This is a genomic window from Formosa sp. Hel3_A1_48 (assembly GCF_001735715.1).
GTDB lineage: Bacteria > Bacteroidota > Bacteroidia > Flavobacteriales > Flavobacteriaceae > UBA3537.
Window position 1 is genome coordinate 1,230,493 of sequence record NZ_CP017259.1, and the last position, 25,587, is coordinate 1,256,079.

19 protein-coding genes are annotated in these 25,587 nt (G+C 36.5%); 8 read left to right on the forward strand and 11 right to left on the reverse strand.

Going from position 1 to position 25,587, the window contains the following annotated elements; translation table 11 throughout:
- Positions 1 to 5: 5 nt before the first annotated feature.
- Together FORMA_RS05680 and rnr are read right to left on the reverse strand one after the other, a co-directional pair.
- Complete coding sequence (locus FORMA_RS05680; RefSeq protein ID WP_069674746.1) at positions 6 to 680, reverse strand: head GIN domain-containing protein; 675 nt, start codon at positions 678 to 680, stop codon at positions 6 to 8.
- A 10-nt stretch (positions 681 to 690) separates the two neighbouring features.
- On the reverse strand, positions 691 to 2,856 hold the full coding sequence (gene rnr, locus FORMA_RS05685) for a ribonuclease R (RefSeq protein ID WP_069674747.1): 2,166 nt from the start codon (positions 2,854 to 2,856) through the stop codon (positions 691 to 693).
- A 420-nt stretch (positions 2,857 to 3,276) separates the two neighbouring features.
- Here rnr and rpiB point away from each other — a divergent pair, with 420 nt between their 5' ends.
- Together rpiB and FORMA_RS05695 are read left to right on the forward strand one after the other, a co-directional pair.
- Positions 3,277 to 3,708 carry a ribose 5-phosphate isomerase B gene (rpiB, locus tag FORMA_RS05690; protein WP_069674748.1) on the forward strand — a complete coding sequence of 144 codons (432 nt, stop codon included), beginning with the start codon at positions 3,277 to 3,279 and terminating at the stop codon, positions 3,706 to 3,708.
- A gap of 18 nt (positions 3,709 to 3,726) precedes the next feature.
- A complete protein-coding gene (locus tag FORMA_RS05695; RefSeq protein ID WP_069674749.1) occupies positions 3,727 to 4,170 on the forward strand; it encodes a GNAT family N-acetyltransferase in 444 nt (147 codons plus the stop codon).
- Positions 4,171 to 4,172: 2 nt separating this feature from the next.
- Here FORMA_RS05695 and FORMA_RS05700 read toward each other — a convergent pair whose 3' ends face one another.
- The 8 genes from FORMA_RS05700 to gltX all read right to left on the reverse strand — a co-directional run bounded on the left by FORMA_RS05700 (position 4,173) and on the right by gltX (position 14,769).
- Positions 4,173 to 4,964 carry an OmpA family protein gene (locus tag FORMA_RS05700; protein WP_231924971.1) on the reverse strand — a complete coding sequence of 264 codons (792 nt, stop codon included), beginning with the start codon at positions 4,962 to 4,964 and terminating at the stop codon, positions 4,173 to 4,175.
- 59 nt (positions 4,965 to 5,023) lie between these two features.
- A complete protein-coding gene (locus FORMA_RS05705; protein WP_069674751.1) occupies positions 5,024 to 6,655 on the reverse strand; it encodes a S41 family peptidase in 1,632 nt (543 codons plus the stop codon).
- Entirely contained in the window at positions 6,652 to 6,987 is a 336-nt protein-coding gene (gene rnpA / locus FORMA_RS05710) for a ribonuclease P protein component (RefSeq protein WP_069674752.1), read from the reverse strand. The genes FORMA_RS05705 and rnpA overlap by 4 nt, the downstream gene beginning before the upstream one ends.
- Positions 6,980 to 8,812: a M1 family metallopeptidase gene (locus tag FORMA_RS05715; RefSeq protein ID WP_069674753.1), complete on the reverse strand. Its 1,833-nt coding sequence runs from the start codon at positions 8,810 to 8,812 to the stop codon at positions 6,980 to 6,982. Before FORMA_RS05715 ends, rnpA begins: the two co-directional genes overlap by 8 nt.
- Before the next feature lie 8 nt (positions 8,813 to 8,820).
- Positions 8,821 to 10,434 (reverse strand): S8 family peptidase, encoded by a 1,614-nt coding sequence (locus FORMA_RS05720; protein WP_069674754.1) that lies wholly within the window; start codon positions 10,432 to 10,434, stop codon positions 8,821 to 8,823.
- A gap of 4 nt (positions 10,435 to 10,438) precedes the next feature.
- Positions 10,439 to 11,296, reverse strand: a complete 858-nt coding sequence (locus FORMA_RS05725; RefSeq protein ID WP_069674755.1) for an MBL fold metallo-hydrolase — start codon at positions 11,294 to 11,296, stop codon at positions 10,439 to 10,441.
- Between the two features lie 97 nt (positions 11,297 to 11,393).
- Positions 11,394 to 13,190, reverse strand: a complete 1,797-nt coding sequence (gene lepA, locus FORMA_RS05730) for a translation elongation factor 4 (RefSeq protein ID WP_069674756.1) — start codon at positions 13,188 to 13,190, stop codon at positions 11,394 to 11,396.
- Between the two features lie 64 nt (positions 13,191 to 13,254).
- Positions 13,255 to 14,769, reverse strand: coding sequence for a glutamate--tRNA ligase (gene gltX, locus FORMA_RS05735; RefSeq protein WP_069674757.1), 1,515 nt, complete (start codon positions 14,767 to 14,769; stop codon positions 13,255 to 13,257).
- A gap of 133 nt (positions 14,770 to 14,902) precedes the next feature.
- Between gltX and FORMA_RS05740 the strand changes: the two genes are divergently transcribed.
- From FORMA_RS05740 to FORMA_RS05755, 4 genes are read left to right on the forward strand one after another with little or no spacing between them, the layout of a single operon-like run.
- Complete coding sequence (locus FORMA_RS05740; protein ID WP_069674758.1) at positions 14,903 to 18,256, forward strand: DUF4175 family protein; 3,354 nt, start codon at positions 14,903 to 14,905, stop codon at positions 18,254 to 18,256.
- On the forward strand, positions 18,249 to 18,668 hold the full coding sequence (gene ybeY, locus FORMA_RS05745; RefSeq protein WP_069675460.1) for an rRNA maturation RNase YbeY: 420 nt from the start codon (positions 18,249 to 18,251) through the stop codon (positions 18,666 to 18,668). Before FORMA_RS05740 ends, ybeY begins: the two co-directional genes overlap by 8 nt.
- Positions 18,669 to 18,716: 48 nt before the next feature.
- Complete coding sequence (mnmG, locus tag FORMA_RS05750; RefSeq protein ID WP_069675461.1) at positions 18,717 to 20,588, forward strand: tRNA uridine-5-carboxymethylaminomethyl(34) synthesis enzyme MnmG; 1,872 nt, start codon at positions 18,717 to 18,719, stop codon at positions 20,586 to 20,588.
- A gap of 36 nt (positions 20,589 to 20,624) precedes the next feature.
- Positions 20,625 to 21,485, forward strand: coding sequence for a class I SAM-dependent methyltransferase (locus tag FORMA_RS05755; protein WP_069674759.1), 861 nt, complete (start codon positions 20,625 to 20,627; stop codon positions 21,483 to 21,485).
- Between the two features lie 149 nt (positions 21,486 to 21,634).
- Here the strand turns inward: FORMA_RS05755 and FORMA_RS05760 are convergent, their stop codons facing one another.
- Positions 21,635 to 22,756: a DNA polymerase III subunit gene (locus tag FORMA_RS05760; protein ID WP_069674760.1), complete on the reverse strand. Its 1,122-nt coding sequence runs from the start codon at positions 22,754 to 22,756 to the stop codon at positions 21,635 to 21,637.
- Positions 22,757 to 22,896: 140 nt separating this feature from the next.
- Between FORMA_RS05760 and FORMA_RS05765 the strand changes: the two genes are divergently transcribed.
- Both FORMA_RS05765 and FORMA_RS05770 read left to right on the forward strand, forming a co-directional pair.
- Entirely contained in the window at positions 22,897 to 24,087 is a 1,191-nt protein-coding gene (locus FORMA_RS05765) for a phosphoglycerate kinase (protein WP_069674761.1), read from the forward strand.
- Positions 24,088 to 24,098: 11 nt separating this feature from the next.
- On the forward strand, positions 24,099 to 25,586 hold the full coding sequence (locus tag FORMA_RS05770; RefSeq protein WP_069674762.1) for a lytic transglycosylase domain-containing protein: 1,488 nt from the start codon (positions 24,099 to 24,101) through the stop codon (positions 25,584 to 25,586).
- Position 25,587 lies beyond the last annotated feature (1 nt).

Here is a 25,587-nt window from a genome sequence, read left to right on the forward strand (position 1 = left end):
ATAATCTATTCTTTGAAAATGACTCGACCTCCGAAAAGTCTATTTTGCTTAAGTTGTTTTGGGGTTCCATATATAAAAACATCACCGCCAGAAAATATTTTAACATCCAAAACATCTGTCGTTTTTACTTCTGCTTCTCCTCCTGCTTTTATAAAAAGTGTGGTGTTTTGAGCCCTTGTTTTGCTTCCTTTGTAAATACCACCTGTTCTTATATTAAGTTGCTGTCGCTCAGAATTTCCTGTTGTATTAATAACACTTCCGGTTACGGCTTTAACATTTAATACTTTTGTTTCCACGACAGCTGTAATTTTACTTCCTTCCTGTGCTTTTAAGGTTAGCTCATATTGTTTGATTGGTTCTTCTATGGTAACAACAGCACCCTCATTAGCATCTACTTCATCTATCGAGGTGTAATAAAGTTTGAGGTTTGTTTTTGCTCCGCTGAACATTTTATCTACTTTCATTTTGACTTTAAGAGTGTTGTTTTTTTGAACAATTCTAACAGCGTCGGCTTGCTCTCCAGATATAATGATTTTGTTTTGATCTGATTTAATTAAGCTTACATTAATAAGATCATAAACTTTTAGTTGTGAGAACTCTCCTAAGGTTTTGGTTATTGGAGTTTGGGAAAATAATTGTGTGCTTAGAAGTAGTATTATATAATATTTTTTGTTCTTCATTTTTTAAAATTTAGGTTAATTTAAAATCTAAGTGTCTTTTTAATAAATCTGCTTTTTTTACTTGTACTTCAACCTGGTCACCAAGTTGGTATTTGTTTTTTGAGCGCTCTCCTATTAAAGCATAGTTGTCTTGATCAAAAGAATAATAATCTCCGCTGATGTCTTTGACACGAACCATTCCTTCACATTTATTTTCAATGATTTCTACATACATACCCCACTCTGTGACACCGGAAATGATCCCAAGAAAAGGAGTGTTTTTTTTATTCATCATATATTTTATTTGCATGTATTTGATTGAATCTCGCTCTGCCTTTGTCGCTAAATTTTCCATAGAAGAAGAGTGTTTACACTTCTCTTCAAACTCAGTAGCGTTAACTGTTTTATTACCATCTAAATAGTGTTGTAACAAACGATGTGCCATAACGTCTGGGTATCGTCTTATTGGGGATGTAAAGTGGCTGTAATAATCGAAAGATAGACCGTAGTGTCCTATATTTTGAGTAGAATATTCTGCCTTACTCATACACCGTATTGCTAAGGTATCAACTAGATTTTGTTCTTTTTTTCCAACAACGTTAATTAATAATTTATTTAAAGAAGAGCTTATTTGATTTTGATCTTTAATATTTATTTGATGACCAAATTGAGAAACAACTCGTTGTAGACTTTCTAATTTTTGTTGATCTGGTACGTCGTGAACTCTGTAGATGAATGTTTTTTTAGGGGTTTGTTTTCCTATAAATTCTGCAACTTTTTTATTAGCTAATAACATAAATTCTTCTATTAACTTATTTGCATCCTTAGATGTTTTAAAATAAACACCTTTAGGCTCCTTGTTAGTTGATAGTGTAAATTTAACCTCTTTTTTATCAAAAGATATTGCACCATCATTCATTCTTTTAGCTCTTAATATTTTAGCGAGGTCATCTAATTTTAAAATTGCTTCTTTTATAAGGTTCGTCGTTTTGTATTGTAGTTTAGTTAATGCTATTTCTTTTGGAATAAGAAGATCTTTCGTTTCTATAATGTATTGTGCTTCTTCATAACTAAATCGAGCGTCACTATAAGTGACTGTTCTTCCAAACCATTGATTTTTAAGTTCTGCATTATTATCTAGTTCAAAAACTGCAGAAAATGTATATTTCTCTTCATTTGGTCGTAACGAACAAGCATTATTAGATAATACTTCAGGGAGCATTGGAACAACTCTATCTACAAGATAAACCGATGTAGCGCGTTCGTAGGCCTCATCGTCTAAAATAGTACCTTCTTGTAAATAGTGAGAAACATCAGCAATATGTATACCTATCTCATAATTTCCATTTTTAAGTATTTGAAATGAAAGGGCGTCATCAAAATCTTTTGCATCTTTAGGATCGATGGTAAAAGTTAATATTTGACGCATATCACGTCTCTTTTTTATTTCTTCCTTTGTAATAGATGTATCTAAATTATTAGCGAAGTCTTCAACTTTTTTATCAAATTTGTAAGGTAAACCATATGCTGCGAGAATGGCATGTATTTCTGTTTGGTGGTCTCCAGCATCGCCAAGAACTTCAACTACTTTTCCTGTTGGACACTCTGCTTTTGAAGGCCATTCAACTATTTTAACTAAAACCTTTTGACCTTCTTTTGCATTTTTTATTTTCTTTAAAGGGACATAGATATCCACTGGCATTTTTTTATCATCTGGAACTACAAAAGCAAAATTTTTATTTAATTGAATAACACCAACGTATTCAGATTTTGAACGTTTTAATATTTGGGTTACTTCACCTTCTAATCTCCCTTTTTTCTTTCTATTTAGTATATAAAATTCTATTTCATCTCCTGAAAGTGCACCCATAGTTTTATTAGAGGATACAAAAATATCTTCTTCGAAATCATCAGATATAATATAACCTGATCCTCTAGCTGTAAGATCAAAAATACCTGTGAGGTATTTATTGTTTTTCTTTATTGTGTAAATTCCTCTTCTTTTTTCTTCTATTTGATTTGAAATCATAAGGTAATGGAGGCACTCAATAACCTCAGCTCTCTTTCTTGGATTGTGTATCCCAAGCTTCATAGATATTTGTTTGTGGTTTAAAGAAGTTGAAGAATTGAGAATAGATAAAATTCGGGAAATATGCTTTTTGAAAGCAGTTGATTTAGTTTTAGATTTCTTTGGCATCTAGTTTTTGGTTTAAACAAAACTACAACTTTAATTTCTTCATTTATTTAGCTTAAATTAACTTTATCCACATTATACAACATAAATATCTTTTTTTTTAAAAATTTAAAATATTAATGGTTATAATGATTGCTTGTTAATAGCTATAATAACTTTTAATTATTTTTTAATTATACCTGTAAATAGTGTTATATCTTAATTTTTAAAATGTTTATAACGTCCTTTAAATTAAAGATAAACCATTAATTAAAAATAACAACTAAACTTTTTTATTTACATATTTTTCTTACTATAAAATATTTCTTTACAATTAAATTATATTTTTTATAAACTATATTTATTTATTAACAGGATATAAATAAAACAATTAACAGCTTGTTTTTTTTGTAAGTTTACACAACTTCAATTAATGAATTAATTATGAAAATTGCAATAGGAAACGACCACGCTGGAACCGAATATAAGTTTCAAATATTAACATATTTAGAATCTAAAGGTATTGAAGTTATTAATTATGGAACTGATAACACCGATAGCGTAGACTATCCTGATTTTGTTCACCCAGTAGCTAAAGATGTAGAAAATAAAAATGTAGAATTAGGTATTCTATTATGTGGGAGTGCAAACGGTGTAGCTATGACTGCTAATAAATATCAAAATATAAGAGCAGGTTTATGTTGGACTACTGAAATAGTGGAACTTGTTCGACAACATAATAATGCTAATATTCTTTGTATACCGGCACGCTATACTAGTAAAGAAGAAACTTTATTAATGGTTGAAACTTTTCTCAACACACCATTTGAAGGAGGAAGACATCAAAAACGTGTTGATAAAATTCCAAGCTGTTAATAATCCAACAGTTCTTTTATGTCCTCTATTTATATACAGAAATTTGAAGAGCTTTCAAAATCCGATCTATATGCTATTTTACGTCTACGATCCGAGGTTTTTATTGTAGAGCAAGATTGTGTATATCAAGATGTTGATAATAAAGATCAAATTTCGCTCCACGTTTTTTTAAAAAAAGGGAACGCTATCATTGGTTATACAAGATTATTCCGCCCTGGAGATTATTTTGAAGAGGCAAGTATTGGGCGTGTTGTTGTTTCTAAAAAGTATAGAAATAAAGAATATGGAAAACAACTTATGAATGCCTCTGTTCAGGCAGTTTATAAATTTTTTAACCAAAGAAAAATAAAAATTTCAGCACAATGTTATTTAAAGAATTTCTATAATGATTTAGGTTTTTTAGAACAAGGAGAATCTTATTTAGAGGATGGTATTCCCCATATAACTATGATAAAAAATTAGTTTTATTTTTTGATATATGTGATTTCAATTTCTACTCTTCTATCAAATTTAGGATCACCTCCCAAAGGATATTTATGTTTTAAACCCATATATTTCATCCTTTTTTTAGCAATTCCATTTTTCATTAAATAATTAAAAATATAACGCGCTCGTGCAAGCGATAAGTTTCTTTTTCCTGTGCCTCTATCTACAGCATCCCTTCCATTTGCTGTACAACACACATGCCCTTTAATTGTGAAGTAAACTTCTTTCTTTCTGTTTAAAATTCTTGCTATTTTTTCAAGATCAGGGATTGATTCTTTAAGGATATAACTATAGCCTGTACGAAATAATATATTATTTAAAGTAATATTATCTCCAACTCTTAAGTCACTTTCTAATGTGATTGGTTTCTTTCTTTCATCAATATTATCTTTCTTAACCTCTATTTTAGTATTACCATACTCAACATTTATTTCAACTTTTCTATTTAATCCACGGATCACATTTAAATCCTCTGTAGAAATTATTTTTAGTAAAATTTCTCCTTTACCGTCGACATTACTTATCAGTTGTTCATTAATTTTGTTTTCAGAGAACAACTGCTTTATCTCATCTGCTCTGTTTTGTGATAGTACTAAATTATACTGATCAGAACCCCGATCATCACAGAACCCATAAATTGATATTTTTTTTATTTTTTTAAGAGCTAAACCTTGTATAAAAAAAAGTAACCTATTTTTTTCAGTTTCAGGGACTTCATACTTATCGGTTTCAAAATAAACCACATGCTGCTGATTTGATTGCGCTACCATAACTCCATTATAAAACAACACTAAAAACAGCAACTTTCGCATAACTCAATATATCTAATTTATTTTAAAATGGAATAATATTCCTTAGGATCTTCAAGCAAAGACTTTGCTGATTGTATTCCTTTATTATTTACCAAAGAAAATTGATATAACCCTTCTTTGTAAAATATATTTTTTACAATTTCCTCAGATAAATGGTTCATGATTTTTTCTTTTGATGCTTCTAAGGCTAATATTTTTTCTTTTCTTAAAGACGACTTTACTTCAATCAAAGAAGAATTTATATTTTTTAAACCTTCTTCTAAACTATAACTATATGCACGATTAAGATATTTTTCTGTTTTCGTTCCCAATGAGAAGTTATTTTGTAAACAAAATTCTTTAAAACTCTTAAAAACAGAATCTTCCAACACATAATTTTCCCATTTTTCCAAGCTACTTTTTCTACAATAATCTGTTGCAAAAAGAAAAAAGAGGTTTTCTTTTTTAAGGCCATTTATTAAGTCAAAATCAGCCTTAGGTTCTGTCTTTATATCTGGCATTACACCCCCACCATCATAAACGATTCTTCCGTTTTTTGTTTCAAACGCCTTGTAATCACTTTCATTTCTTTTTTGCGCTTCTCCATTTTTTGTTCTTTGGCTGTAATTTAAAGCCTGGATACACCTTCCAGAGGGGGTGAAATAACGTGATATTGTTATTTTTAATTGTGCCCCATAAGGCAGGGGTTTTGGTTGTTGTACAAGGCCTTTACCAAAACTACGGCTTCCTACAATTACCGCTCTGTCTAAATCTTGCAATGCTCCAGCCACAATTTCACTCGCTGACGCACTGCGTTCATTTATCAAAACGACCAGAGGAATATCTTCGCTAACAGGCTGTTTTTGTGTAATGAATTGGTTATTATATTGCTCTATGTTTGAACGTGTAGTCACCACCAGTTGATTCTTAGCGACAAATAGGTTAACAATTTTTACAGCTTCTTGTAGTAAACCTCCAGGATTATTTCTTAAATCTAATATTAAACCTTCTGCTTCATCAATAAGTAAAAATTTAAGAGCAGATTCTACTTCTCTTGAAGCGCTTCTTGAAAATTTATCTAAAGCTATGTACCCCACATTATTTTCCAACATTTGATACAAAGGCACAGCTTTTTGTTTCTTTTCTTCCCTTATTAACTCAACTTGCTTTTCCTTATTATCTCTTTTGTAGGTAATTAAAACAGAAGATTTGTTTTTACCATTGAGCAATAACTTGGCTTGTTCGAAAGATTCTGAGAGCCGTAGGTTGTTGATTTTAATAATTTCATCTCCAGCCTTTAACCCCGCTTTATCGGCAGACAACCCTTTAAACGGTTCTTCAATAAATAGTTTTTTTTCAATTACCCTCATTTTTGCACCTATACCAACATAGACACCTGAACGGTAGATTCTAGCATTTTGAACGTCCTGCTCTGTGCTATAAATAGTATATGGGTCTAATTCAGTAAGCATGTGTTTTACCCCATTTTCCATGAGTTGTGCAGGATTTGTTTTATCTACATAACCCATGTTTATTTCCTTAAAAATAGAATTGTAAATTTCTATTTGCTTTGCAATTTCAAAGAAGTCATAACGGAACCCAGTAAGTGTTACCCCGATAAATAGACCTATCAAACCCAACCCAACTTTCTTTGTAATTAACTTTTTCATAATTTTTTTGAACTAACTTTCTTTGCTAAATTTTTAAACTCTTCTGTTAGTTTGTTCCACTCCGGCATTTCTTTTCCTGTATATATAAGCATGTAAGAGTGTGGATTTTTAGTGTTCTCTAAAAAGGACAACAAATACAGCTTAGCCGCTGCGCGCATTTGTCTTTTAATCCTATTTCTTTGAACAGCCAATTTGAAGTTACGCTTCCCTACAGACACACCAAAGGAAAACACCTCATCTTCTACAAAGAGTAACCTAAGTGGAAATAAATTAACACTCACACCCTCTTCAAACAAACGATCAATATTTTTTTTCCCTTTAAGTTTATTCAATTTTTTTAAATACTATACTGTTATTATCCCTGTTTATATCTGCAGTCCGTTGGTCTGGATCAATTATTACCTGTTTTACTTTCTTCTTTTCATCCAAAATAAAGGAATATGTTGGGAACGCCCAAGCCCAATCGTCAAGAACTAACACATCTTTTTCTACCGGCTTTTCACCACGCATCATTTGTAACGGTATATAATATCTTACTTTCTCACCATTATTAAAAGTAATTTCTATTTCTGCAGGCATTGGCATTAACCCAACCCGTTCGAGTTCGATTATTGTGCCTCCATTTTCTTCACTTATTGATTTTACTCCGTAATCAATAGTGTTGTTTGTTTTTGTCCAATCTATTAAATACCAGTCCAGCTCAATTCCAGAAGCTTTTTCTGCACACCTAATAAAATCGTTTGGGGTAGGATGTTTAAAAGCCCATAACTCATAATACCGTTTTAGTGTTGTCCTAAAGTTTTTTTCTCCAATAATATAATTAAGCTGTCTTAAGAAAATTGCTCCCTTAACATAAGAAGACACGCTGTAAGCGTTGTTGTATTGATATCGATCAGCATGCGTGCTTTGTGGTTGTTCTTTCCCGCTCAGCGCATATTCAGTATAGCGCCTGTGTGCGTTATCAAAGTAGCTGTTTTCGTCTAAACCAACAACATCAACCTCAGCCATTGTACAAATATACTCTGTAAAACCCTCGTCCATCCATGGGTGCCTACTTTCGTTGGTTGCCATCAAAAAATGGAACCATGTATGTGCTAATTCATGAGCCGTTACTCCAACTAAGCTCTCAAAGCTACGTTCTCCGGTAATTAACGTACACATAGCATATTCCATTCCCCCATCACCCCCCTGAATAACAGAGTATTGTTCATAAGGGTAGGGCCCAATGTGTTTATTAAAAAAAGACATAAGCTTCGCTGTAATCGGTTGTAAGGCCCGCCAATGCTCTTTGTATTCCTCACTTAAAGAGTTCTTATAATAGAAGTTCAATACTGGGCCGTTTTCAATTTGTAATTTATCATGAATATAGCCCCGATCAGCCGCCCAAGTGAAGTCATGTACATTGGGTGCAATAAAATGCCAGGTATTAGTTTTTTTTGCTTTCTCACTTAGTGCTCTAGTCTGAATTTCAATATCAGCTGTGTTTTGTAAATACCCTGTTCCTGCAACAATGTAACGATTGTCTATAGTAAGTTTTAAGTCGAAATTACCCCAAACCCCATAGAACTCTCTTCCTATATATGGATCGGCGTGCCAGCCTTCAAAATCATATTCAGCGAGCTTTGGATACCACTGTGCCATCGATAGTGCTACACCTTCTTTACTGTTTTTTCCCGCCCGCCTTACAATAAGCGGAACTTGCCCTTCAAAATCAAGCTCAAAGCTTGTTTGACCTCCAGGAAGGATTGGAGACTCAAGGTCAACTTCCAAAATTGTGCCCGACAATTTAGATACTAACACTAGGCCATTTTGAGTTAGATTATTAACCCTTAAAAAGCCCTGATCTTCTTTTGCCAAATTTTGAATTTTATTCATCACCCTGCTATCTGAATCAGCTATCGTTCTTGACCTTATATCCATTTCGCTCCCAGGCTGAAAGGCATTGAAGTATAAATGAAAAAAAACCATATTTAGTGTGTCTGGGGAGTTGTTTGTGTATACTAATTTCTGTACACCTTTATAATTGAACGTTTCAACATCCATGTTTACCTCCATCGTGTAATCTACATGCTGTTGCCAATAATTGAAATTATTTTGTCCAAAACTAAGTGTTGTACACCCAAGCATTAGGACCACAATTAAGTGTATGTTTTTCATGTTCAAAGTCATTTTGAAAGTTTAGACGCCATTATTAAGGCGTTGTATGCGTTAACCAATCTACCAGATTTACAAAGGTTATTCATCAGGCTTATTGTTCCATCCTCAAGCGCCACCTCTTTTTTTATAGGCAAACCAGAAACCATAATTATTTTTTTTACTTCAGAAGCACTTAACTTAGGGTACTGAGAAAATAAAAGTGCTGCTATACCGCTAACTAATGGTGCCGCCATAGAAGTTCCTTGTGCAAACTCATACTTGTTGTTTGGATAACTAGAGTAAATTTGTGTGCCAGGAGCAAATACGTCAACACTACTTTTCCCATAGTTAGAAAAACCTGCGATAAGATCCGAACTATAATCACTTGTAGACGCACCAACGCTTATAAAATTATCCGAAACTTCTTCTCCTATACCATCTTGGTCATTGGGATAGTTTTTTACAAAATCATTGTTTTCTCCATTATTTCCAGCTGCAGCGACAATCAAAACGTCGTATTTTGCGGCATAAGCTATTGCATCCTTCACCCAATTGCTGTGATCAGAGAACCCCTTCCCAAAACTCATATTAATTACCTTAGCTCCGTTGTTTACAGCGTAGTAAACACCTAGAGCCACGTCTTTATCGTATTCATCGCCGTTAGGCGTGTTTCTTATTGCCATAATTTTTACATTATCTGCCGCTCCATTTATTCCTATACCATTATTTCGCTTAGCTGCAATAATGCCTGAAACATGTGTGCCGTGACTTCTTCCTTCCTTGGGTCTAACATTATTATCCCCATAAGCTTTATCCCTTATGTCGTTTGGGTCGTCATTTACGATAGAGCGACCATCAAAATCTATATTTAGATTATAGTCTAGACGCTCATTAAAAGATTTTAGGTCGCGTTTAAGACTTTTTTTAAGCCCTTCAATTGTCTCGTAGCCAAAACCATAAGATTGTTTAATTATACTTAAGTGTTGTGCCAGGACAGGGTCTTTTGTGGATATGTTGTAGACCTCTTCTTTTGTAAAATTGTCTTTGTTAAGATGTTCAAGAACTGCATTTTCAGAGGAGGTCAATTGATTAAGAATCGTATTGTATTGTTGCTTCAACCGCGCGTATTTACTGCGTTCCCGGCTATATATTCTTTCAGCTTCTTTGTACCTTGGGTGGGCAGTATTCTTTGTTGCCAAAAGCCGCACATATTCTAACTGTTCATTGTTGGCCTCACCTAAAAAGTTCCAACCATTTATGTCGTCAATGTAGCCGTTTGCATCGTCATCAATTCCATTGTTTGGAATTTCGTCTTGATTGATCCAGATGTTTTCTCTTAAATCTTCATGTGTTATGTCAATCCCAGAATCAATTACTGCAACGACAATTGTTTTGCTTTTTGGTTTGACTAATTTTTCATAAGCAAGGTTTAAGCTTACCCCAGGAACAGTGTCTTTTTGTAAATCCAAATGGCTCCAGATTTTTTCTTCAACGGCGGTTAAGGGAGAAAATTTAGAAGGAGTTTTATCTATGTTTTCTATTGGTGTTGAGATAATTGGGGCGGTTGAGCCACAGCTATTAAACAGGAGCACACTAATTATTGTAAGGTGCATAAACGCATTGGTTGGGGTTAAGTTTTTCATAATTTTAAAAAATAGAGTTGAAAGAATGGGTAGAATTTAGGCGAACACCTTTTTCTGAATGTTTGACCGTTATAATTTCATTGCAGGCGTCGTGCTCCATAAAAAGATAATAATTTTCATTGGCTGCTAAATTGAGAAAAGCCTCTTTTTCTTCTAAAGTGATTAGAGGGCGGGTATCGTACCCCATAATAAAGGGTAAAGAAACATGGCCTGCAGTTGGCAACAAATCTGCCATAAAACAAAGTGTTTTCTCTTTATATTTTATAATAGGGATCATTTGTTTTTCTGTATGCCCGTTAGCAAAGAGCACATCAAAACCAAGCGGGCAGTTTCTCGCAAAACCATTTTCTGCCGAAGCAATGTATTTTAAATGACCAGATTGTTCAATAGGCTCAATGTTTTCGATCAAAAATGAAGCTTTTTCGCGTTTGTTGGCATTTTTCGCCCAATGCCAGTGATCTTCATTACTCCAATAAGTTGCATTCTTAAACGTTAGCTGATAGGCCGTCCTGTCGGTGTTCCATTCCACAGCCCCACCACAATGATCAAAATGTAAATGAGTCAGAAACACATCAGTTACATCATCCTTACTGAATCCGTATTGTGCTAGGGCGCGCTCTACACATTGTTCACCCCAACGGCAATAGTAGTTAAAGAATTTTTCAGACTGCTTATTGCCCATTCCACTATCAATCAATATAAGACGATTATCGTTTTCAATTAATAAGCAACGCGCAGCGATATCAATCATGTTGTTATGATCTGCAGGATTGGTTTTTGACCATAGAGACTTCGGCACCACACCAAACATAGCGCCTCCGTCTAGCTTAAAATTTCCGACATTTAAAGGGTATAATCTCATCAAATCACTTCATAAATAAGGGCAGCAAACAACCTTATTTGCCTTTTATTAAACTAAATATAAGACATTCGTTAATAACAAAAAAATAAGTTTAACCTTAGTCGTTTAGCTTAAGCACCGCCATAAAAGCCTCTTGAGGAATTTCTACACTTCCCACCTGACGCATTCGCTTTTTTCCTTTCTTTTGGTTTTCAAGAAGCTTTCGTTTCCTAGAGATGTCACCGCCATAACATTTTGCCGTTACGTCTTTACGTACAGCCTTAACAGTTTCTCTAGAAATAATTTTCGCACCTATTGCGGCTTGTATAGGAATATCAAACTGTTGCCTAGGGATAAGCTCCTTGAGTTTGCCGCACATTTTCCGCCCAATTTTTTGTGCGCTGTCGAGGTGAATAAGCGCCGATAAAGCATCTACAGATTGACCGTTAAGCAAAACATCCACCCGAACTAATTTTGAGACCCGCATACCAATAGGGCTATAGTCAAAAGAAGCATAACCTTTAGACACGGTTTTTAGGCGGTCATAAAAATCAAAAACAATTTCTGCCAAAGGCATGTCAAAGCTAAGCTCTACGCGTTGGGTTGTAAGGTAGGTCTGATTGGTGATCTGTCCTCTTTTTTCAATACAAAGCGACATAACATTGCCGACAAAATCAGATTTGGTAATAATGGTAGCTTTGATATATGGCTCTTCAATTCGGTCTAATGTAGATGGGTCAGGAAGATCCGATGGGTTGTTTAACAAGATTAACTCGTCAGGATTCTTTCGGGTGTATGCGTGGTATGATACGTTAGGAACGGTTGTAATTACCGTCATATTAAACTCTCGCTCTAACCGCTCTTGTATGATTTCCAGGTGCAACATGCCTAAGAAGCCACAGCGAAAACCAAACCCTAAAGCTGCCGAGCTTTCTGCCTGAAACACCAATGAGGCATCGTTGAGTTGAAGTTTTTCCATAGATCCTCGGAGTTCTTCATATTCTTCGGTATCTACAGGGTATATACCAGCGAAAACCATTGGTTTTACATCTTCAAAACCATCAACAGCTGCGCTTGTTGGGTTTTGAGCGTCTGTTATTGTGTCCCCAACCTTAACTTCTCTTGCGTCTTTAATACCTGTAATTAGGTAACCCACGTCACCTGTTTTAATTTCTTTCTTTGGGGTTTGTGTCAAATTTAAGGTTCCAACCTCATCCGCACCATAGATTTTGCTAGTTGCCATAAATTTAACCGACTGGTTTTTCTTTATACTACCGCTGACTACCTTAAAATAAGTTTCAACCCCCCTGAAGGAATTGTAAACAGAATCAAATACTAGGGCTTGAAGCGGTTCGTTAGGATTACCCTTTGGGGGTGGAATAAGTTTAATTACTGCCTCTAAAATAGTGTCAATACCTAGACCAGTTTTGGCACTTGCAGGAATTACATCTTCTGCCCTACACCCTAAAAGGTCGACAATGTCGTCTGTCACTTCCTCAGGATTTGCACTCGGCAGGTCTATTTTATTCAAAACAGGGATTATTTCTAAATCATTTTCTAAAGCCAAATACAAGTTTGATATGGTCTGCGCTTGTATACTCTGAGCAGCGTCAACAACCAATAGCGCACCCTCACAAGCCGCAATAGATCGTGACACTTCATAGCTAAAATCTACATGGCCAGGCGTATCAATTAGATTCAGAGTGTATTGTTCTCCATTGTATTCATAATCCATTTGTATGGCGTGGGACTTAATTGTGATTCCCCGCTCACGTTCTAAGTCCATATTGTCTAAAAGCTGGTTTTGCTTTTCCCGCTCACTAACAGCCCCTGTAAAGTCCAAAAGACGATCCGCCAAGGTGCTTTTACCGTGGTCAATATGTGCGATAATACAAAAGTTTCTTATATTTTTCATCGAGTTGTTTGCCTGCTTATGAGAGCACAAAAGTAGTCAAATTTATAAGACCATTTAGCTTTGTTTATGCTTGCTGCTGTATAAGTGCGTTAATCCGGCCTATTGTTTCCTTTTTACCAATATAGAAAACAATTTCAAACACATCTACGCCTTCTAAAGCCCCAACAAGAGCAACCCTCAACGGCATCATTATTTTCCCAAAGCCAATGTTTTTACTTTTAATCCAGTCAGACACAGCGATTTTAATCGATTTTGCAGATCCGTCATTTGCATTTTCTAAAACAGAAACTAGTTCTGTTAAAAGCACATTAGTATCTTCCCTCCAAGCTTTTTTCAGGCTTTTCTCATCATATCGATCAGGCGCTTCAAAGAAGTATTTGCCCAGTCGCCAAAGATCTGGAACAAGATCAGCTCTTTCTTTGATAAGGCCAATAACAAGTTCAACATAGTTTTGGTCTAATCCGTTGAGCACTTTATGAGAGCTTGTTAATTGTTGCGCTAGTTCTGCATTGGATGCGCGTTGAATATACTGGTGGTTGTACCATTTAATCTTTTCAGGATCAAAGCGAGCCCCCGCTTTGTTTACGTGGTCAAAATCAAAAGACTGTACAAGTTCATCTAATGAAAAAAGTTCCTGCTCTGTTCCAGGGTTCCACCCTAAAAAAGCTAAAAAATTAATTACAGCTTCAGAAAGATAACCGCTTTCTTTATATCCGCTTGAGTCCGTGTTAATGTCTTTCCATCTTAAAGGAAAAACAGGAAACCCCAGTTTATCACCATCACGCTTGCTTAGCTTTCCTTTTCCGGTAGGTTTTAAGATTAATGGCAGGTGTGCAAATTGTGGAGCATCCCACTCAAAAGCGTCATAGAGCATTTGGTGTAACGCCAAAGATGGCAACCACTCCTCACCTCTAATCACGTGAGAAATAGCCATAAGGTGGTCATCTACAACATTTGCTAAATGATAGGTTGGCATTCCATCTGATTTAAATAATATTTTATCATCAAGAATACTACTGTCTATAGACATCTGACCCCTCACAAGATCATTTAGTTTTATAGTCTGCCCCTCAGGCATTAAAAAACGCACAACATAGGGCGCACCACTTTTTATTCTTTGGCTGGTCTCTGCTTCTGTTAAAACTAAAGAGTTTACCAGCCTACCTTTCTTTCTGTTGTGCCAGTTGTATATGAAGGTTTTACCTTTTTCTTCGTGGTTTTTTCGTTCTTTTGCCAAATCATCAGCACTATCGAACGCGTAATAAGCCCTTCCTTTTTTAAGCAACATATTGATGTGCTCTCTGTAAATTTTTTTCCGCTCACTTTGTCTATAAGGCCCGCAGTTACCTTCTTTTCCAGGACCCTCCGAAAAGGGGATCTTACACCAATTTAAGGCATTTATAATGTAGTCCTCTGCGCCAGAAACATAGCGGTTTTGATCCGTATCCTCGACGCGTAAAATAAAACTTCCCTTGTGTTTTTTAGCAAATAAATAATTAAACAGCGCGGTGCGCACACCACCGATGTGTAGCGGGCCGGTTGGGCTTGGTGCAAAACGGACGCGAATAGGGTTTTTCATTGAGTGTTATCTTACTGCAAAGATATATGCCCAAAGTCGAATGCCCAAACAAAAATGCCTTTGCTTTTTTTTCCTTTATTCACGCTTTACGAGTGTTAATTATTATTGTAGATTTATAGACTAAAAACAGGCCTTGGACCATTTTGATGAAATAAGAGAAAAGCTAGAAGCGTTCATCAAGCGCTATTATGCAAGCGCTTTAATAAAGGGCGCCCTGCTCTTTTTTTGTTTTGGGCTCTTATACATTTTATTTTGGTCGTTAATTGAATCATTTTTTTGGTTTTCAGCAACAGCGCGTGCCTTTGTTTTTTGGTCTTTAATTTCTTTTGAAGCCTTTTTGTTTATCAAGTTTTTATTGGCTCCTTTTTTAAGCTTTTTGAGGTTTCGTTCAGGGATTGATCACCAGCAAGCCTCTAAAATTATTGGTGATTTCTTTCCAGAAATCAAGGATAAGTTGTTGAATGCAATTCAGCTAAATAGCCAGCCTCAATCTGAATTTATAACAGCAACAATTCAGCAAAAAACGCAAGAGTTTAAAAACATCTCCTTTAAAAGAGCGGTACGGTTGAGAGACAATCTAAAGTATTTGAAATACGCTTTTATGCCTTTATTTGTTATTGGTATAGTTTATGCCTCTGGAAGCCAATCAAATTTTAGAGAAGGATTAAGCCGTGTGGTTGACTACAAAACACACTATACCCCCCCAGCGCCATTTAAATTTATTATTCTTAATGAGTCGCTCAAAACAATTGAAAAAACTCCTTTTTTTCTGAACGTCAAAACAGAAGGGCGTGTTGTCCCTGATAAAGTTGAAATTAGTTTTGCAGGGCAATCATATTTTCTAAAAAAGGTAGACAACCAATTATTCCAATACAGGTTTTTAAACCCTACAGAGTCTTTAGGCTTTAGTCTTTCCTCAGGCGATACCCAATCGCCTTTATATCAGTTCTTAGTGCTAAAGGCTCCAAAAATAGTCAATTCTCAACTACTGATTGATTACCCGCCCTACACAAAAACTAGAGATAAAAGGGTCGCCAATTTTTCAAACGTTTCTGTTCCTGAAGGCACAACGCTCACTTGGTCATTAACCGCCCAATCCACTGAAAACATTACTTTCTCGACCGCTGAAAAAACCTTAGATTTCACCCGCTCGAGAAATAATTTTTTCACAAGCAAACAAGTGTTTTCCGACCTTGCTTACACTATTCAAACGAATAACAGCGCGCTAAAACAGCACGAAACATTGTCATTTAATATTCGTGTCAAAAAAGACCAGCCCCCAAGCATAAGGGTTATGCAAAAGCGTAATGAATCGAACGATAACGCGTTCTATTTTTATGGGCAATTAAGTGATGATTACGGCATCTCTAATCTTGAAATTCAATATTATCCTAAAGGTGATCCCGGGCAGAACAAAACCCGCAATATTTTGTTTGACGATAATTTAGAGTTTGTTTATGATTTTCCTAACGATTTAGATCTTTTGCCAGATACAGCTTATGAATTCTATTTTGAAGTTTTCGACAACGACCCCTTTCCAAAGCCTAACAGTACTAAAACAGAAGTCTTCACTTATTTGTTTAAAAGTAACAAATCTATTCAAAATGAGGCGCTTGTAACTCAGAAAAGTGTTGTTCAAGGATTAGAAAAATCGGTCAAGTCAGTTAAAAATCAAAACAACCTCATAGATCAGTTTACAAAAGAACAACTTCAGAAGGATAAATTAAGCTTTAATGATAAGGAAAAGATTATCGCGTTATTAAGGCGTCAGAAGCAGCAGGATGATATTTTAAAGCAGTTTAACAAACAAATGGAAAAGACACTTAAGGAGTTTAGTGAGGAGCCTCCAGATTCTTTGAAAGAAGAATTAATTAAACGAATTCAAGAGCAAAACCAACGCCTTGAAGAGGACGAAATGAAGCTCCAAGAACTTGAGCAGCTCGCCAAAAAGATTCAACAAGAGGGGCTCATGGAAAAGTTAAAGAAACTAGGTCAACAAAGTAAAAATAAGCAACGAAGCCTACAACAAATGTTGGAGCTAACGAAGCGTTATTATGTTTCAAAAAAAGCTGAACAACTTAAAAGAAGCTTAGAAGAGCTGGCGGATAAGCAACAGGCGCTTTCCAATAGTCACATCAAAAAACAGCACCAAGATAAACGTGAGCAAGACGAGCTAAACAAAACATTTGCTAAAATTAAAGAAGCACTAGATGACCTCCGCAAACAAAACAATTCGTTAAAAACACCGCTTTCGATTCCAGATACACAAAATGAAGAAGAGTCTATTCAAAACGATCAGCAAGACGCTAGTAATCTTTTAGAGCAATCTCAGAATACAACTAACCCAACCAAATCTGATCAACAAAAGAGCAAAGCGCAAAAAGCACAAAAGAAAGCTGCTCAAAAAATGAGACAACTCGCTCAACAAATGAGCCAAAACATGGCTGGAGGCGCCTCAAAACAGAATAGTGAAGACGCAGAGACGCTACGCCAAATATTAGATAATCTATTGGTTTTTTCTTTTGAACAAGAGGGTTTGATGAATCGATTTCTAAAATCTAATACACAAGAAATCCTCACCCAAAAGCCTATTAAGAAGCAAATGAACCTAAAGACTCATTTTGAGCACATAGACGATAGTCTTTTTATGGTTTCACTGCGCCAACCGATGATTTCAGAATCTATAAACAAGGAAATATCAGATGTTTATTTTAATATTGATAAAGCGCTTAATTCACTTTCCGAAAACAGAAACTATGAAGCTACAGCAGCACAGCAGTACGCAATCACATCAACCAATAATTTGGCAAACATGTTGAGTGATATTTTGGATAAACTCGAAATGGAACTACAGCCGAGCCCAGGCCAGGGCAATGGAGAAATGCAATTACCAGATATTATAATGAGTCAAGAAGGTTTACAAAAACAAGCGGAAGAGATGATGAATGGGAAAAAAGAGGGCAAACAAAAATCCGGCAAGCAAGGAGAAAAGCCCAAAGGACAAGGCAAAGGCGAAGAGCCTGGATCATCTTCAAAAAACGGCAGAGAACCTAGCCAATACAGCGACCCCGAGGAATCTGGACAGTCTTTATTCGAATTGTACAAGCAGCAACAAAAGCTGCGCCAAGCACTCGAGCGCGCTTTGGAAAAAGAAGGCTTGTCCGGTCAAGGAAAAACAGCCCTAGAGTCAATTAAAAAAATTGAGCAAATGATTGTAAATCAAGGTGTTAGCTCAAGTTTGATTAAAAAAATGCAGGCCTTAAACTATGAGCTTCTAAAACTTAATGAAGCGGCACTAAACAAGGGACAGTCTTCAAAAAGGCAATCCCAAACAAACAAAAGAAGATTCACACAAGGAGAGCGTTTAACCAAAGAGGAAATCAAGCGCCTTTTTAACTCCGATGAGATTTTAAATAGAAAGCCCTTACCTTTGCGAAAGAACATTAAGAAAAAAGTAGAACGTTATTTCAATGCAAAAGATGATTAGCTTTAACAACACAACCACTTTTGATATACCCAACAAAACCAAGATAAAGAAATGGCTGTGTGCTATTCTAACTGAAGAAAGCTTTTCTTTGGGAGAGTTAAATTTTTTGTTTTGCGACGACCACCACTTGCACCAACTTAATGTTGAGTTTTTAAACCATGACACGTTAACGGATATTTTAACTTTTGATTATAATGTAGGACAAGAGGTTTACGGAGATATTTGTATTTCTGTTGACCGCGTTGTTGAGAATGCGAAAGACTTCAACACTAGCACCCTAAATGAGTTACACCGCGTGATCGCTCATGGGGTATTACATCTATGTGGATACAAAGATTCTACAGAGCAGCAAAAAAAACAAATGCGCCAAAAGGAAGACCACTACCTTTGTCAGTTTGAATTAATCAGATAAGCGTATATTTGCACAAAATTGTTCCACGTGGAACACAACTCGATACAAATGTTCGATAAAGTTTATGATGTAATTGTTGTTGGAGGTGGACACGCTGGGAGTGAAGCCGCCGCTGCTGCTGCTAATATGGGCAGCAATACGCTATTGGTTACCATGAACCTTCAAAATATTGCACAAATGTCTTGCAACCCAGCAATGGGCGGTATTGCAAAAGGTCAAATAGTTCGCGAAATTGATGCCCTTGGCGGATACAGCGGAATTGTTAGTGACACTTCCGCAATACAGTTTAAGATGCTTAACAAATCAAAGGGGCCGGCAATGTGGAGTCCAAGAGTGCAAAGTGACCGAATGCGGTTTGCGGAAGACTGGAGAATGCTTTTAGAGCAAACCCAAAACTTAGATTTTTATCAAGATATGGTCGTTGGCCTTCTTATTAAGGGCGAGCAGATTGTTGGTGTAAAAACTTCTTTAGGACTTGAAATAAAGTCCCGAAGTGTGGTGCTCACCAACGGAACGTTTTTAAACGGACTCATACATATTGGGGATAAAAATTTTGGCGGAGGACGTGCTGGTGAACGAGCTGCAATAGGGATTACAGAACAACTGATTGATTTGGGGTTTGATTCAGGACGAATGAAAACAGGCACCCCGCCACGTGTTGATGGGCGCTCATTAGATTTCTCTAAGATGATTGAACAGCCTGGGGATGTTACCCCTCAGAAATTTTCATACTTAGAAACAACCAAGCCCTTAGAAAACCAACGCTCTTGTCATATGACCCACACGAGCGCAGAAGTTCATAATCTATTGAAGGAAGGCTTTGATCGCTCACCAATGTTCAACGGTAGAATTCAAAGTATTGGGCCAAGGTATTGCCCTTCAATTGAAGATAAAATCAACCGATTTTCTGAAAAGGAGAGGCATCAAATTTTCGTTGAACCTGAGGGCTGGAATACTGTTGAATATTACATCAACGGATTCTCCACTTCCTTGCCAGAAGACGTTCAATACAAGGCCTTAAAGGCGGTCAAAGGTTTTGAGCATGTTCGATTTTTTCGCCCTGGCTATGCTATCGAATACGACTACTTCCCCCCAACTCAGTTAACCTACTCTCTAGAAACAAAGTTAATAAAAGGCTTGTTCTTCGCAGGCCAAATAAACGGCACAACTGGGTATGAGGAAGCAGCATCCCAAGGGCTTATGGCTGGAATCAATGCGAGCCTAAGCGTCCAAAATAAGGCGCCATTTATCTTGAGAAGAGATGAGGCTTATATTGGTGTTCTCATAGATGATTTGATAACCAAGGGAACGGAAGAGCCTTATAGAATGTTTACATCTCGTGCAGAATACCGGACCCTTTTACGTCAAGACAATGCTGACTTAAGGCTTACCCCAAAAGGATACGACTTAGGAATTGCCAGCCTTGTACGGCTCCAACGTATGGAGCGCAAACACAATCAATCTAAAGATTTCGTTTCCTTTTTCAGAAAGCAGAGCGTTAAACCCGAAGAGGCTAATCCAGTCTTGGAGTCTAAAAGCTCATCTCCTATTAAGCAATCAGACAAGATGTTTAAAATCTTTTCTAGACCCAATATCACAATAGACGATGTACGAAAGTTTCAGGCTGTAGAGGACTATATTAGCGAGCATAACCTCAACGATGAGGTTATTGAGCAAACAGAAATTCAGATTAAGTATTCTGGTTATATTGAAAAGGAAAAGAACAATGCCGACAAGCTAACCCGTCTTGAATATGTCAAAATCCCTAAAGAATTCGATTACACACAGGTCAAATCGATGAGTTATGAGGCTCGAGAAAAACTGCATGCGGTTCAGCCGGCCACAGTAGCCCAAGCTTCTCGGATAAGTGGTGTGTCGCCCAACGACATATCCGTTTTACTTGTTTTCTTAGGGCGATAGTCAGTATATTTTATATTTTTGTTCCACGTGGAACACATGAACGAAAGCAACACATTTTTTCTAAAAACAAAAGATTTTTCTGTAAGTGGAGAGAATTTTGAATTGCACTACAACAAGGCAAAAGATATGCTGTTGACCACCCCCTTTCCTGCATTAAAAGATTTAGCGGCCTATTATGACAGCAGTCAATACGATTCTCATACAACACAGAAACGAACTGTATTTGATTGGGTTTATTATATTGTACGTCGCCATACACTAAAAAGAAAGTTGCGCTTGATTTCTCAGTTTAAGATCCAAAAGAAAACGCTTTTAGATTATGGAGCAGGCGTTGGGAGTTTCGTTCGTATGGCTAGAAAATCCGGATGGGACAGCGTAGGAGTTGAAGCTTCAAAACAAGCACGCTCAGCAGCAAACCAAGTACTGCCAGAATCGGTTTTTAATAACGAATGGCTCAAGAATTTACCCTCCAAAAGCCAATCAATAATCACGCTTTGGCACGTACTAGAACATCTGCCCAACCTTAACTCAAGCATTCAGGAATTTAAACGGCTATTGGCTGACGATGGCCGACTCATTGTGGCGGTTCCTAATTACAAAAGCTACGACGCCGAATACTATAAAGCGTTTTGGGCAGCTTATGATGTGCCAAGACACCTGTGGCATTTCTCTCCAAAATCAATTGCACGACTCTTTTCACAATTTGATTTTGAGTTAGAGTCTACTCATCCTATGCTTTTTGACGCTTACTACGTGAGCTTATTGTCTTCAAAAAATAAATATGGAAGAATGAAGATTATAAATAGCCTATGGACTGGTTTCAAGTCTAACCTCCTAGCAAAACAGAGCGGCGACTATTCATCATTGATTTACGTTCTGAAAAGAGCAGAAAACTAATTTAAGGCGCCTTATTCGCTTTTTTATATTCAAGCCGCTAAACGACTATGGGCACAGATCAAAAGCCCCTAAAAAGGCGCTTATTAAGCCAGAAAACAATAATTTTTAAATATAAAAAAAACAAAAACGATAGATTTGCCTTATTGTTTCTATTCTGACTTTTGGTGGAGAAGTCTAGTGAGTTTTATAGATAAATCCGTAAACACGATTTTGCCATTCGCATTTCGTTCAATGTGGTGTATAGCGCTTTCAAGTTCAGAACAAATTTTTTCAATATTTTGAGCGTCAATGAAACGAGCAAACTTTTTCAACGAAAAGCTTTGATCTAAAAGCTCAAAATGAACAAGATCCAAAGCGCCATAATTTAAAAGTAAGGCTTGTCGGAAAAATTCTAAACTGTAGCCTAAAAATAGTTTTTCTTTCTCTCTACCTAATTTAGCTATTGCTTCACTCCATTCCATTAAGCTGTTAATCGATTTTTTATTTGTCTTTGCTTGAAATGCCGTGCGAACCCAATCAATAAACAGTGCCTCAAATTGACTTATTTGATCCCCCTGATCAATTAATTTCAGCGCTGTATTAAAATTTCCTTCAGACCTATGCGCAATTTGCTTAGCTCTTGAATTGTCCAATTTTTTAATTTTTACAAGTGCATTTGTAATTTGAATTTCGGTTAATGGGCGTAAGTGCACAGACTGGCAACGCGACTGAATCGTTTTTAATAAAGCATCTTCTTGTTCCGAAATGAGGATAATATTTGTTTTTTCATTTGGTTCTTCAAACCATTTCAGCAGCTTGTTTCCGCACTCAGGATTCATTTTTTCCGCATGCCAAACAATCAACACCTTGTTACCGCCCCCAAATGATTTTAAAGCCAGGGTTTTAATGATTGCTTGGGCTTCATCAACCGTAATTAACCCTTGTTTGTTTTCTGCCCCAATAGCCGTATACCACTGATTAAGTTCACCGTAAGGGTTTTGTGTTATAAAGCTTCTCCATTCTTTAATATAGTCTTTTGAAATTAGGGTTTTGCTTGGAGATTTTTTAACTACAGGAAAAAAAAAGTGTATGTCTGGATTTTCTAGTGGGTTGATGTGTTGTTTTGGGTTTTCTGACTGCAACAACAAGGAAGCATAAGCAACTGCAAGCGGAAGTGCGCCTAAGCCGTCTTTACCTACAAAAAGCTGCGCATGAGGTGCGCGTCCACAACGAATGTTTTGTTGCAAAAAGGATTTAAGATGTTCTTGTCCAATGATATCCTCAAAAGTCATCTTACAAATATAATTTATTTAAATCATCAAATTATAGTTTAAATTAGTTTTTAAGACCCCTATTCTATTTTATTCGCTCTAAAGAAATATGTACCTTTGGGCTTTAAAAATCAACAAAACCAACCAAAACACACCCACAAATGAGCACATTAAAAGAGTTTAATTTTAAAAACAAAAAGGCCTTAATTCGCGTAGATTTTAATGTGCCTCTTGACGAAAACCTTCAAGTCACTGATGATACTAGAATTCAGTCTGCCAAAAACACAATTTTCAAGGTTTTGCAAGATGGCGGAAGCTGTGTTTTGATGTCTCACTTAGGCCGTCCAAAATCAAATGAATCTGAGTATTCTTTAAAGAATATTGTCCCCGCAGTGGAAGATATTTTAGGTGTTGAGGTTTTGTTCGCCAATGACTGTGTTGGAGCAGAAGCCGCACAAATGGTAAAGGCCCTGAAACCAGGGCAAGTTTTGCTTTTAGAGAACTTGAGATATTACAAAGAGGAAAAAGAGGGGGATACATCTTTTGCTCAATCATTGTCAGAGCACGGAGATATTTATGTGAATGACGCCTTTGGAACAGCCCACAGAGCACATGCCTCGACGAGTATAATTGCTCAATTTTTCCCTAAGAACAAATGTTTTGGTTTTCTATTGGAACAAGAAATAAAAAGTATAGACAAAGTAATGAAATCTGGAGAAAAACCAGTTCTTGCAATTTTGGGAGGTGCTAAAGTTTCCTCTAAAATCACTATCATTGAAAATATTCTTGATAAAGTTGACCACCTCATAGTCGGCGGTGGAATGTCTTTTACTTTTATAAAAGCACAGGGCGGCTCAATAGGCGACTCAATATGTGAAGATGACAAGATGGATTTAGCTTTAGAGATTCTAAAATCAGCAAAAGAAAAAAATGTCCAACTCCACCTTCCCGTCGATGTTTTAGCGGCAGATGATTTCAGTAATAGCGCTAACACTAGAGTGGTAGATATTACAAGTATCCCTGTTAATTGGCAAGGTTTAGATTGTGGTCCTAAAACCAAAGCAATATTTCATGAGGTGGTACAACAATGCAAAACAATTCTTTGGAATGGCCCATTAGGGGTTTTTGAATTAGACCCCTTTTCAACAGGAACAAAAGCATTAGGCGACTCAATATCTGAGGCCACAAAAAATGGTGCATTTTCACTTGTAGGCGGAGGCGATTCAGTAGCCGCTGTTAAACAATTCGGTTTTGAGCAGAAAGTGAGTTATGTAAGCACAGGAGGAGGAGCAATGTTAGAGAGCCTAGAGGGGAAAATTTTACCTGGAATTGCAGCAATTACAAACCACTAAAAAACCCAGCAATGTCTAGAATATTGGCTGTTTTTGTCTTTTTGTTTCCTCAATTTTTTTACGGACAATCGTCTGTATATGACCAAGAAAAGATACGTATAGACAGCTTTGCTATTGAACTAAAAGATTACAAATCAGCTATTCATTATGATGCCGAATGGCGCAAAGAATTTTTGCATCAGAGCGGCCATGATACGATTACAGACGCCTCAAATCAAAGCACTACACAAGCGCCCACGGCGTCTTATTTAGATAAGGATACCTTAAAGTTGCGTTTAATGCGATTAGATGCAAAAACCCCTTTTCACATCAACTACAACCCCGCTTTAGAAACACTCATTAGGAAGTACCTTAAGGAGCGAAAACCCCCTTACGAGCGGCTGATGCAATTAAGCAGATACTATTTTCCGCTCTTTGAAGAAGTTTTCGACAGAGAAGGTATACCATTGGAAATAAAATACTTAGCGGTTGTAGAGTCTGGACTAAGGCCCACCGTAAAATCTAAGCCGGGCGCAACAGGCCTTTGGCAGTTTATGTTTTCTACGGGCAAATATTATAATTTAGAAGTCAGCAGCTATGTTGATGAGCGTTGTGACCCAGCACGTTCCACAATAGCCGCAGCACAGTATTTGAAGTCATTGTACAAGGTGTTTAAAGACTGGGATCTAGCGCTTGCCGCTTACAATTCCGGACCAGGAAATGTAACAAAAGCAATCCGACGATCTGGCGGGTACACTAATTATTGGAATATCCGTCCTTTTTTACCTAAAGAAACAGCGGGCTATCTACCTGCATTTTACGCTACTATGTATCTTTTTGAATATGCTTCCGAACATGGTTTTAATGCTAAAAGAGCGCAAATAACGCAGGCACAAACGGATACTATTCGTATTGCCAATACGATAAGTTTAAGGCAGGTTTCTGAGGTAATAGATATAGACTTAAAAACCTTAGAATTTTTAAACCCGTCTTACAAACTCGGCATTATTCCATTTGTTGAAGGTAAAAATTACGGATTAAGACTTCCATTAGAAACAATTGGTGCTTTTGTAAGCAATGAGAAGGCTATTTATGCCTATGCCGCGCAAGAATTTGAAAAACGCGAAAAACCATTACCGAAGTTTTTCAAGCTTGACACCAAAATCAGGTATAAAATTAAAGCAGGGGATTATTTAGGTAAAATTGCCAATAAATTTGGTGTTCGAATTAGCCAAATTAAGCTATGGAATGGATTAAAGTCAGATCAATTAAACGTTGGAGATCGACTAACGATTTTCACGAGAAATCCTCAAAGTCAATCAGAAGAACGATCAGAACCGTCAACCAAAAAAGGGGACAGTACACAGGTCTATGAAGTGCTAAAAGGAGACTCTTTGTGGAGTATCTCCAAGAAGTTTTATGGCCTTTCTGTAGAAAAACTAAAAAAATGGAACGGTATTAGCAGTGATAAACTAAAACCAGGAATGAAATTAATAATTTCAAACCAAGACAACCTATAAC

Bases quoted from the DNA above. Each gene is read 5' to 3' on its own strand.
- FORMA_RS05680 (WP_069674746.1), bottom strand. From the start codon at position 680: ATGAAGAACAAAAAATATTATATAATACTACTTCTAAGCACACAATTA.
- rnr (WP_069674747.1), bottom strand. From the start codon at position 2,856: ATGCCAAAGAAATCTAAAACTAAATCAACTGCTTTCAAAAAGCATATT.
- rpiB (WP_069674748.1), top strand. From the start codon at position 3,277: ATGAAAATTGCAATAGGAAACGACCACGCTGGAACCGAATATAAGTTT.
- FORMA_RS05695 (WP_069674749.1), top strand. From the start codon at position 3,727: ATGTCCTCTATTTATATACAGAAATTTGAAGAGCTTTCAAAATCCGAT.
- FORMA_RS05700 (WP_231924971.1), bottom strand. From the start codon at position 4,964: ATGGTAGCGCAATCAAATCAGCAGCATGTGGTTTATTTTGAAACCGAT.
- FORMA_RS05705 (WP_069674751.1), bottom strand. From the start codon at position 6,655: ATGAAAAAGTTAATTACAAAGAAAGTTGGGTTGGGTTTGATAGGTCTA.
- FORMA_RS05715 (WP_069674753.1), bottom strand. From the start codon at position 8,812: ATGAAAAACATACACTTAATTGTGGTCCTAATGCTTGGGTGTACAACA.
- FORMA_RS05720 (WP_069674754.1), bottom strand. From the start codon at position 10,434: ATGAAAAACTTAACCCCAACCAATGCGTTTATGCACCTTACAATAATT.
- FORMA_RS05725 (WP_069674755.1), bottom strand. From the start codon at position 11,296: ATGAGATTATACCCTTTAAATGTCGGAAATTTTAAGCTAGACGGAGGC.
- lepA (WP_069674756.1), bottom strand. From the start codon at position 13,190: ATGAAAAATATAAGAAACTTTTGTATTATCGCACATATTGACCACGGT.
- gltX (WP_069674757.1), bottom strand. From the start codon at position 14,769: ATGAAAAACCCTATTCGCGTCCGTTTTGCACCAAGCCCAACCGGCCCG.
- ybeY (WP_069675460.1), top strand. From the start codon at position 18,249: ATGATTAGCTTTAACAACACAACCACTTTTGATATACCCAACAAAACC.
- mnmG (WP_069675461.1), top strand. From the start codon at position 18,717: ATGTTCGATAAAGTTTATGATGTAATTGTTGTTGGAGGTGGACACGCT.
- FORMA_RS05755 (WP_069674759.1), top strand. From the start codon at position 20,625: ATGAACGAAAGCAACACATTTTTTCTAAAAACAAAAGATTTTTCTGTA.
- FORMA_RS05760 (WP_069674760.1), bottom strand. From the start codon at position 22,756: ATGACTTTTGAGGATATCATTGGACAAGAACATCTTAAATCCTTTTTG.
- FORMA_RS05765 (WP_069674761.1), top strand. From the start codon at position 22,897: ATGAGCACATTAAAAGAGTTTAATTTTAAAAACAAAAAGGCCTTAATT.
- FORMA_RS05770 (WP_069674762.1), top strand. From the start codon at position 24,099: ATGTCTAGAATATTGGCTGTTTTTGTCTTTTTGTTTCCTCAATTTTTT.